The organism is Dorea sp. Marseille-P4042 (assembly GCF_900290215.1).
Taxonomy (GTDB): domain Bacteria; phylum Bacillota; class Clostridia; order Lachnospirales; family Lachnospiraceae; genus Dorea; species Dorea formicigenerans.
Genome location: NZ_OLMI01000003.1, coordinates 58068 through 68563 on the forward strand (window position 1 = coordinate 58068; position 10496 = coordinate 68563).

The following is a 10496-nucleotide window of genomic DNA, read 5'->3' on the forward strand; positions in this document are numbered from 1 at the left end:
GTCTCCTCCTTTCTAAAATTCTAAGTCATCCTCTTTAATCAGTTTATTACAGATTGTAAAAATAACTACAATACAGATGCACAAGATAATACCGATCGCTGCTCCATATCCTGCATTTCTTTCTGTAACTGCATTTCCGGCTCCAAATGTCTGCATGTACATGTACTGTACCGGGACAATAGTTGCCTCATCTGCTGTTACGGTTGAGAACATCTGAGACCACACAAAGAATGCCGCTGTACTTACTGACCACATCGTAATGTTCGTCTTAAATACTCCTTTTAATAAAGGAAGTGTCATATGCTGGAATTGCTGTGGCCTGTTGGCACCATCAATGGTTGCCGCTTCATATAGCTCCGGACTGATTCTCTCAATTCCACTCATCCAGATCAGCATGTGATATCCAATCATTCCAAAGCAATATGCAAATAACAATGCTCCGAATTTGTGACCTGTATCCAGCCATGCTGTCTCTGCCAGTTTATGCATACCGACCGCATCAAGAATAGATTTTAGTAATCCGAACTTAGAACTATATACATACTGTAACCACATAGTTGCAAGAGCTACCGCACTTACAAGGTTCGGAAGATAGATTACCGCACGAAAGAATTTCTTACCACGGATTCCACTTGTCAGGATAACTCCAAACAGCAGAGAAACAGAAAGTACAATTGCTCCACCGATTGCCCAGATTTTAAACAGGTTCAGCATAGACTTTCTAAAAATTGCAGTTGCAAATAATTTCTCATAGTTCTGTATACCTACAAATGTCCACAAATCTGTTGTGTCTGTAACGGAATCAATTTTGAAGAAACTCATCATAATCGTCCGGACGATCGGGTATAAAAAAACAATGAGGAAGATGATAACTGCCGGCGCCAGGAAGCCTACGATCATTTTCTTATTATTTTTCATCTCATTTCCTCCTTCTCGCATAATCTCAGCCATCTGCCTCATTCTTTTTTCAGATGTCCTGCGACCGTTTTCTTAAAAGAAATATGGCGGCGATGCCATAACCGCCCCGCCACCATATTATAATATGCATCTTATTTGATTATCTCAAATGACTTATTTTCCTGCTGCTTTTTTCATTGCAGAAATGAATCCTGCTGCATCTAATTTACCAGCTGCGAGCTCAAGTGCGCTTGTCTTTACTGTACCAGTCAGGTCATTGTTGCTCTCTGCGCCTGCTGCCCAGTCATAGTATGTTGTTGTTGCATCAAATCCAGCTTTTACTTCTGCAAGCTCTGTTGGCCATGCATCAGAATTTGCTTTGTCAGTTGGGATACAAAGAGCTTCTTTTGTCATCTCTTTGTCATAATCACCTGTTGTGATATAAGTAATCAGCTCAAATGCTTCGTCAGCCATCTTGGAATCTTTATTAATTGCAAATACCTGATTAGCAATGTTGTTAGCTGTATTGTCATCTGTTCCGTTCGGAACTGATGGATAGTTGAAATATCCCCACTCAAGATCCTCAGCTACAGAATCTTTTGCTTCATTTGGAAGCCATGATCCGCAGATAACGATTGCTGCATCTCCAGGAGCAAATTCCTGATTCTGTCCTGCCGGATATACATTTGTCGCAATGTTCTTTGAGAAGTAACCTTTTTTAGCGAAATCTGCAAAGCTCTGAGCTGCTGCAAGAACTCTCTCATCATCCCATGTTACGTTCTGACCATTTACTTCTTCTCCGGTTACAAGAGATTTTACTCCATCCTGTCCAATATATCTTGCAAGATGATATCCGATAAATGATGTCATATAAGCATCGTCTGCTGTGATTGGTGTAATACCAGCGTCTTTTAATTTAGCGCATACTGCATCTAACTCATCCCATGTTGTAGGAACTTCTTTGATACCAGCTTTATCAAATAATGTCTTATTGTAAAAGAATCCGAAGATTGATGGCTGATATGGGATTGAATGAAGTGTTCCATCCTCATATGCTGCACGTGCAATTTTGAATAATGTCTCGTTTCCGTGCTCTGACTCGTAATCTTTTGCCACATCCTCGAGATCTAACAGATATTTTCCCCAAGATCCGTTTACACGGTTTACATCTTCATCGAACAGGTCGATGGTCTGCTTTGCATCGAGTGCAGGCTGAAGACCTTCACGCTGTCCGGAACGTCCCTTGAACTGAACGTCTACTTCTACACCTGTATCTTCTGTATACTTTGCAATCGCATCCTGGATTACTTTCGCCTGTGGCTCATCTTTACTCCACATAGCCCAGTATACAAGTTTCTTGCCATCTCCTCCAGATGACTTGGAATCGTTGGAACTTCCGCCACATCCAACTAACATGGTCGCAACCATTGCCGCACATAAAAGTGCACTGATTACTTTCTTTTTCATTCTTTTTCCTCCTATACCATTTTGGTAAATCGTTTTTAGTAATTTTGCAATTACTCTTTTCTTGTTGGATTCATTATGTCACAATTTTGCACAATAATCTTTATCCTAAAGTTTCATTAATTTGCACAATCTGCTCTAAAATGCTGTTTTCAGCAAAATAACGGGCTGTTTTTTGTACACATTGTATAAATTAATATTTTCACAATCTTGTTATTTATTCTACATTACACAAATTATTAAGACCTATTATCGATTTTCATCTGATTATTTTATCCCTGATTCTTTATATCAGAGATAATGCTGCTTCATCTCCCACCAAAATAACATCATTATGCATCTGAAGGATTGATGCCGGCACACCTGGAATCACTGGTCCGAAAAATGCTTTCTTTACAATCTCTGCTTTGTCTTCCCCACTTACTACAACAAGAATCTTCTTTGCCTGCATAATTGTCTTTATCCCCATGGTATATGCCTGTCTTGGAACATCCGCCTCCGAAGCAAAAAATCTTTTATTTGCCTCAATAGTACTCTCCTGAAGGTCCACACAATGTGTCCCCGTCTCAAATGCCTGTTCTGGCTCATTAAATCCAATATGTCCGTTATGTCCCATTCCAAGAAGCTGAAGATCTACGCCTCCAAGGCTTCTGATCAGTTCCTCATAACGTTCACATTCTTTTTTACTGTCTGGTTCCATTCCATTGGGCAAATGTGTGTGTCTCTCCTGAATATTCACCTGATCGAACAGATGCTGATGCATAAAGTAATAATAGCTCTGTTCATTGCTTCCCGGCAGTCCTTTATATTCGTCCAGATTGACACTTGTCACCTCTGAAAAATCCAAGTCTCCTTTTTTGTACCAGTCTACCAGCTGACTGTAAGTTCCTATTGGCGTAGAGCCAGTTGCCAGTCCAAGTACACTGTTTGGTTTCAAAATGATCTGCGCAGAAATTATATTGGCTGCTTTTCTGCTCATATCCTTGTAATCTTTTGCTCTGTACACTCTCATAACATTTCCTCCATTTTTATAGACACTTTTTTTAATTCACTTTAAAATTATAGTAGTGTGGCAAATGCCCTTTTTCCCCGTACACTTTTTCATGAAGCCTCTCCCAGATTGACTGGATATCGCTGTCACCTTCCCGGATATCTGACACATCCATTCCATCGCCGTCATTCAGCAAATGATACGCCTCTTCATTTCTTTCTAATTTTTCAAGTGCTGCCACATAATAATATTGAATTCGTCCGTTCTTCTGATTTTCTGTGGTCTGTTTTTTATATTCTTCATCAATTTCCTTGTAAGCCCCACATTTTTCCAGAATCTTAAACCCTTCCTTCTGATAAGATAGTCTCTCTCTTTGAAGCGCCATTCCTTCCATAATAAACTGTTTTGCCTTCTCAGGATCCGATTTCAGATACAGACACGCCAGTCCATGATACGCCCATGCATTGGATGCAAGATCAACAGATCTTGCAAATTCGTCTCTTGCATCTTCATTTCTTCCTGCAATTAGATAGCTGATACCAAGCTGATAATGTGCATACCAGTTCGCGGCATTCGGTGCATCTTTTCTGACTGTTTTCTCTTCCAGATATGTCAGGAATTTCTCTCCATTCCAGAACTCGTCCGGCTCATCTTCTGGATTTGGCATGTGTAGAATGCCTGTCTCAAAGAAATGTTTCCACTTCTTTAATGTTTCTGACTGATTCACAAATTCCAGATGACCAGTTCTTTTTGTTTTTGGTGCAAATGTTCCATATCCGCTTCCTGCCTGGACTAGCTTTGCCTGCTTCTTTGCAAGTCCTTTTGTCTCTTCCAGACGTTTCTTAAGTTTCTCAATCTCCTGATTTGCCTTCAGTTCCTCTGTCACCTTCTCATAACGCCATTCATGGGACTGTTCACATGCACCTGCACCAAGATCCACTGCTCCGTAGCGTTCCATCCATTCCCATGCAGTGTGTGGTGCCATCGGAATACAGCCATACTGTGTCTTTCCAAGTCCTGCCTGGATCTCCACATAACGTCCTGCATCTTCCGTCAAAAATTCCTGCCAGCGGTCGGAAGCATCAATATTTCCCCATGAAAATAGCTTCCTTCCCTGTAATCTTGGTGTTGAAAATTGTAAAAGTCCATATCCATCTGGCGCAATATTGGCAATATATTTTGGTTCTTCTTTCGGAATATGGAAGAAATAATCTATACTGGTCGGAATCTTCTTATAATCTGTTACATCAATTCCATTAACAAACGGAATCTCTACTTTAAAACCATTCGTCCCTACCGCTGTAAATGCTTCCTTTGCCGGTACGACAAGGCGTCCCCCTTCATACTCCGGTACTGCCATGTTACTCCACCAGTACATCGGAATAACCTGATTGCTGTCATTAACAATTCTCATTCTGCAGTTCAGATACGGGCAAGCCTCCTCCAGCCAGAAATCCATCTGCCAGATAACTCCCCGGATTCGTTCATATTCATACATACGAAGTACCGGATCACCTTCATCTGTCTGCGTCTTTGCTACATAAAGCGGCTCCGTTGTCAATGGATTATGACCGATAATTCCAAGATTCCACTCGACACCTCCAGAAAACCATGCATTTCTAATAGCAAGGTTGCTAAATCTGAGCACATCATTCGTGTAAAGAAGATTCTTTCCTGTTTTCTTATCCCACAGCTCCCACAATCTTCCACCATATTCCGTAAGAAATACTGCCTTCAAATACTCGTTTTCCAGAACCGCCGTCTTTACATCTTTCTCATGCAGCTCTCTTGTATATCCATTAAGCTGACGATATGGAAACGCACTATTTACTTTGCCATATCCTTCATAAATCTCATCATCCTCGTCCAGATCAAACACAAGCGAATTCTGAGTTGTCAGTTCCCCAAAAAGATCCGGTACCGAAGACTCCTCTCCCAGTTCTGCAACTTTCATACACTTCGTCTCAAATACTAGCCTTGTCATAATATACCTCCCACTTCTTATAATTTTATCCCTCAACAGGCCTTCTAACATGCACTTTCAAGATGTCTTTAGCATCTCTTTCACTTTTTTCTATTGATATACTAAAATTTTCTCTATCCTATCTTCCATCATGGCATAGAACGATTGTATAATCTTTACACAATCTACACCTTTTTTTGCCATATCTGCGTCAACATACACAAAATCATAGCAGTATGCAAAACAAATCCATATGGAGACAGAATTCCAGATATATAAAAATGCCGCTATCTGCTGCGCCACTTATATTCACATGATTATGTAAACTCACCTGCAAGCAGGTTCAAACAGTACATAATCATGTAAGCTATGCTCGCAGATATAACGGCATTTTCATAATTATCTGAGAATCTCTGTCTCCATCTAAATCTGTAATGTTGCTCACTACTATAATTTAACTAACTCTCAAGTTATTAAATAATATTTTTTACTTAGCATCACCTACAAAATCCGTCACTGACACTTCCTCCGAATCTTTGATAACTCAATTTTTTTCAATTTACTTTCTGAATCTTGTTCTAAAGCGACGCAGCAGATATCGATATTTATACATATCTGAAATCCTGCCTCGGATAATTCACTATATTATAACAACAAATTTTATTACACAGCCTGGAACTGACTGTTATACAACTTATTATAAAATCCTCCTTGTGTCAGCAGTTCTTCGTGTGTTCCCTGCTCGATGATTTTTCCGTCTTTCATAACAAGAATAAGGGATGCATTCCGGATTGTAGAAAGCCGGTGTGCTACGATAAAGCTTGTACGTCCCTTCATTAATTTGTCAAATGCTTCCTGAATCTGCTGCTCTGTTCTTGTATCAATACTTGATGTGGCCTCATCAAGTATCAGCATTGGCGGCAGGCAGAGCATAACTCTTGTAATACATAGAAGTTGCTTCTGCCCCTGGCTGATACTGTCTTCATGAAGCACTGTATCCAATCCTTTTGGAAGACGCTCGATAAATTCCCAGCTATGTGCTTCTTTTGCCGCACGTATAATGTCTTCATCTGTGGCATCTGGTTTTCCAAATGCGATATTTTCCCGGACTGTTCCATCTTTGATCCAAGTCTCCTGTAGCACCATTCCATAGGAACTGCGAAGTGCATGGCGGCTGAGTCCGTCAATTGACTTGCCGTCAATTTTAATGTTTCCTTGATCCACATCATAAAAGCGCATCAGCAGATTGATAAATGTCGTTTTCCCACAGCCGGTCGGTCCTACAATGGCAATCCGCATGCCGGGATCTACTTCCAGATTAAAATCTTCAATCAGGCGGTGATTCTTATCATAACTGAAGTCTACATGGCTGATGGACACATTTCCTTTCACTTCGTTGATTGTTCCTTCCACGTCTGGGGATTCTTCCTCTTCCTCCAGAAGGTCAAAAATACGGTTCGCACACGCCAGCGCATTTTGCATCTCTGTAATGACAGAACTAATGTCATTGAACGGTTTCATATACTGGTTCGCATAAGATAACAACACGGACAGACCTCCAACTGTCAGAGCTCCGCCTGGTATCATAAATGCCCCTACAAGAGCAACACCTGCATAGATAACATTATTTACGAAACGCGTAGACGGGTTTGTCAGACTGCTGTAGAAAACTGCTTTCTGACTGTATTTTTGTAAATCTGCATTGATCTGTGCAAATCGCTCTGACGCTTTTTCTTCATATCCGAATGCTTTGACTACTTTTTGGTTTCCAATCATTTCATCAATGAGTGCCGTCTGATTTCCTCGAGTCTCACTTTGCTTATGAAACATTTCAAATGATCTGGAAGAAATAAATCTAGCAATTAAGAAACTCATTGGTGTCAACACAATGACCAGAAGTGTGATCCAGAAATTCTTGGAAAACATAAAAATCAAAGTTACAACAATCGTTACAATTCCGGAAAACAACTGGGTAAATCCAAGTAAGATTCCATCAGACAAAATATCTGTATCTGCGATGATCCGGCTTACAATATCTCCAGAACTGTGACGGTCCAGATAAGACAGGGGTAACCGCTGAATATGACGGATTGCCTGGGAACGGATATCCTGTACAATATGATAAGTCATATGATTATTGATCATGTTCATGATCCATGCTGCCAGCGCTGATATTGCAACTAATACAAGAATTTCTCTTAATAATATCCACATGGCATCAAATTGAACCTGATGCTCTGCAACAATCTGATCAATGGCATCTCCGAACAGGATCGGCACATATAATTGTAATATTACTGAAACGGTTGCAAGTAACACGCTCAGCAAAAGAAATATTTTATATTTTCCAATGAATTTCAAAATCTTCTTCATCTTCTATGCCTCTCCTTTCTCATCATAATTTATTTTTTCTCTTAATTTTTCTTCCGGGAATTGTGAATAATAAATTTCCTGGTAAACTTCACAATTTTTCATCAATTCTTCATGCGTTCCCTGTCCAGCCAATTCTCCATTTCCAAGAACAAGTATTTTATCTGCCTGCTTAATTCCAGCTACACGCTGAGATACAAGAAATGTTGTCATCTTGCCTTCCAGACCATGGATTGCTTTTCGAAGCGCTGCATCTGTTGCAAAATCAAGAGCACTCGCACTATCATCTAAAATTAATATCTCCGGTTTCTTAACTAAGGCTCTTGCAATGGTAAGCCTCTGTTTCTGTCCACCAGACAGATTACGTCCATTCTGCTCCAACTGGAAATCCAGCTTTCCAGGCTTTCCTTCAACCACTTCTTTTGCCTGGGCAATTTCAATTGCTTTCCAGATGTCCTCATCTGTGGCGTTCTCGTCACCCCATTTCAGATTGTCACGGATACTTCCCTGGAACAGTACACTTCTCTGCTGAACAATTCCGACTTTCTCACCGATAGATTTTCTTGTGTATTCTGTAACATTTTCTCCGTCCATATAGACCTGTCCGTCCTGCGGATCGTAGAATCTTGGGATCAAAGATACCAGTGTTGATTTACCACTTCCGGTTCCTCCGATAATACCAATCGTTTCTCCCGGCATCGCCTGGAAACTGATATCCTTAAGACTCGGTGCTCCCGCGCCCGCATAAGTAAATGTGACATGATCAAATTTAACTGCAGGTGTATGATTCTGCTTTTTCTCTTTCTGACGCATCTCATCGTTTACATATATCATACTGGACTTCACTGCCAAAATTCCTGCCACACGGTCTGCGCACGCCATTGATTTGTTCAATGTAATGATCAGTGATGCTAATTTGATCAATTCAACAATTATCTGAAGCATATAGTTGTAAAGAGCAACCACTTCACCTTGCTGCATATTTCCCATATTAACCTGAATACCAGCGCGGTCAATCAAAATAACTGTTGCAATATTAATCAGCACATAAGTCACTGGATTTAAAAGTGCTGAAATCCTTCCGACAAAAAGATTCAATCTCGTCAGTTCCCGGCTGCTGTCTTCAAATTCTTCTACAGATTGCTCTTCCCTGCAAAATGCACGGATCACACGGACACCTGTTAAATTTTCTCTTGTCAGTCCTGTCACCTGGTCCAGTCCATTTTGCACTTTCTTAAATAATGGAATGCTGACCAGCATAATGGAAAATACAACAACGAACAATACCGGAATCGCAATCACAAATATCCATGCACATTTTACATTGATTGTAAATGCCATGACCATGGAGCCAAGTACGACAAATGGACTTCGAAGCAGAAGTCTCAGACCCAGATTCAATCCATTCTGAACCTGATTCACATCATCTGTCAAACGTGTGATCAAGGTATCAGTTCCCATGGTATCTAATTCTGTAAATGACAATGACTGAATATGATCAAACATTGCCTGTCTTAATTTTGCCGCAAATCCACAGCTTGCCTTCGCAGCAAAAAACTGTGCGGTGAAACTGCAGGCAAGTCCGACTCCCGCCATTAAGATCAATACAAAAAACATCTGAACCACATAACTTCGGTTATCCTGTGCGACACCGACATCAATAATCTGTGCCACAACTACCGGAACTAAAAGGTCAAAAACAACCTCCAGAAGCTTAAAAAGCGGTGCCAGAATACTTTCTTTTTTGTACTCTTTGAGATAAACTGCCAAACTTTTCATGTCTCTATTTTCCTCTCTCTTCCTGTTTCACGAATCTATGCCTATTATAACGCACATTCAGTAATATGCATAATATTCCTTTTATTGCTTTGTAATATATTTTTTATATTGCATTTGTAATACCTTCATTATAACATAGTGTTACATACGTTTTGGAAGCTTTCAAGAAATGGAGATGGATTATGGAACTTAGACAATTAGAATACTTTAGACAAATTGCAGATACACATAGCTTTAATGAAGCAGCCAGACATTTAAATATGTCACAGCCTCCTCTCAGCTATCAGATTCACCAATTAGAAGAAGAACTGGGCGTACAACTTTTTGAGCGGACAAGCAAAGGAGTTATTCTGACAAATGCCGGCGAAGTCTTATACGAGCGCGCCGGAAATTTGCTTGATTATGCAGATTCTGCAAAGCTTGAAGTTACAAAAGCCGGAAAAAAGCGAGTTCTTCGTATCGGAATGACCTCAACAACAACTGCTGTAATGATGCCATTTATCTCTACATTTGCAAAAAAATATCCTGACGTAAACTTCGAAGTAAGGGACGGAAGTACCTATACATTATATAGTTATCTTATGGATGGAATTATCGATATCTCCGTTGCACGTACCCCGCTTCAGTTAAACAAAGTAAACTCTTTTACTTTATGTTCTGAGCCAATGATTGCTGTGTCAAACTTTTCAGCAAATCACCAATCTTCTAATGCTGTCCCTGTCACAAATAATACTGCTACAAATTCAAATAGCAAAATGCTTTCTTCAAAAATAATACAGCTAAACGACCTGTCAAAACTTCCATTGATTCTTTATCGCAGATATGAACGATTAATTCTTGATACATTTCATGCAAAAAATCTTGATCCTGAAATATTCTGTCTCTGCGATGACGCAAAAAGCGCTTTGCTCTGGGCTAAAGATGGACTCGCAACTGCCATTTTCCCCAAATCAATGCAGTCATTGTGTACAGGACTTCGAATTTAAGAGATTGATGAACCTACTCTTATAACACAAATTGTATTAATCTGGA

The 10496-nt window shown here is 40.0% G+C and carries 7 protein-coding genes; 1 reads left to right on the top strand and 6 read right to left on the bottom strand.

The window, feature by feature from the left end; genetic code table 11:
- Positions 1–12 precede the first annotated feature (12 nt).
- The 6 genes from C7E02_RS13705 to C7E02_RS13735 all read right to left on the bottom strand — a co-directional run bounded on the left by C7E02_RS13705 (position 13) and on the right by C7E02_RS13735 (position 9464).
- Positions 13–918, bottom strand: coding sequence for a carbohydrate ABC transporter permease (locus C7E02_RS13705; protein ID WP_022279409.1), 906 nt, complete (start codon positions 916–918; stop codon positions 13–15).
- A gap of 153 nt (positions 919–1071) precedes the next feature.
- The gene (locus C7E02_RS13710; RefSeq protein ID WP_105309877.1) at positions 1072–2364 is read right to left on the bottom strand and encodes an ABC transporter substrate-binding protein; all 1293 of its coding nucleotides are present in this window, start codon (positions 2362–2364) and stop codon (positions 1072–1074) included.
- A 283-nt stretch (positions 2365–2647) separates the two neighbouring features.
- On the bottom strand, positions 2648–3373 hold the full coding sequence (gene nagB, locus C7E02_RS13715) for a glucosamine-6-phosphate deaminase (protein WP_005336862.1): 726 nt from the start codon (positions 3371–3373) through the stop codon (positions 2648–2650).
- 31 nt (positions 3374–3404) lie between these two features.
- Positions 3405–5336: a DUF5107 domain-containing protein gene (locus C7E02_RS13720; RefSeq protein ID WP_105309878.1), complete on the bottom strand. Its 1932-nt coding sequence runs from the start codon at positions 5334–5336 to the stop codon at positions 3405–3407.
- Positions 5337–5978: 642 nt separating this feature from the next.
- On the bottom strand, positions 5979–7688 hold the full coding sequence (locus C7E02_RS13730; RefSeq protein WP_105309879.1) for an ABC transporter ATP-binding protein: 1710 nt from the start codon (positions 7686–7688) through the stop codon (positions 5979–5981).
- Between the two features lie 3 nt (positions 7689–7691).
- The gene (locus C7E02_RS13735; RefSeq protein WP_105309880.1) at positions 7692–9464 is read right to left on the bottom strand and encodes an ABC transporter ATP-binding protein; all 1773 of its coding nucleotides are present in this window, start codon (positions 9462–9464) and stop codon (positions 7692–7694) included.
- A gap of 182 nt (positions 9465–9646) precedes the next feature.
- Between C7E02_RS13735 and C7E02_RS13740 the strand changes: the two genes are divergently transcribed.
- On the top strand, positions 9647–10450 hold the full coding sequence (locus tag C7E02_RS13740; protein ID WP_242978886.1) for a LysR family transcriptional regulator: 804 nt from the start codon (positions 9647–9649) through the stop codon (positions 10448–10450).
- Positions 10451–10496 lie beyond the last annotated feature (46 nt).

Coding starts and splice junctions, on each gene's coding strand:
- C7E02_RS13740 (WP_242978886.1), top strand. CDS start 9,647: ATGGAACTTAGACAATTAGAATACTTTAGACAAATTGCAGATACACAT.
- C7E02_RS13730 (WP_105309879.1), bottom strand. CDS start 7,688: ATGAAGAAGATTTTGAAATTCATTGGAAAATATAAAATATTTCTTTTG.
- C7E02_RS13705 (WP_022279409.1), bottom strand. CDS start 918: ATGAAAAATAATAAGAAAATGATCGTAGGCTTCCTGGCGCCGGCAGTT.
- C7E02_RS13735 (WP_105309880.1), bottom strand. CDS start 9,464: ATGAAAAGTTTGGCAGTTTATCTCAAAGAGTACAAAAAAGAAAGTATT.
- nagB (WP_005336862.1), bottom strand. CDS start 3,373: ATGAGAGTGTACAGAGCAAAAGATTACAAGGATATGAGCAGAAAAGCA.
- C7E02_RS13720 (WP_105309878.1), bottom strand. CDS start 5,336: ATGACAAGGCTAGTATTTGAGACGAAGTGTATGAAAGTTGCAGAACTG.
- C7E02_RS13710 (WP_105309877.1), bottom strand. CDS start 2,364: ATGAAAAAGAAAGTAATCAGTGCACTTTTATGTGCGGCAATGGTTGCG.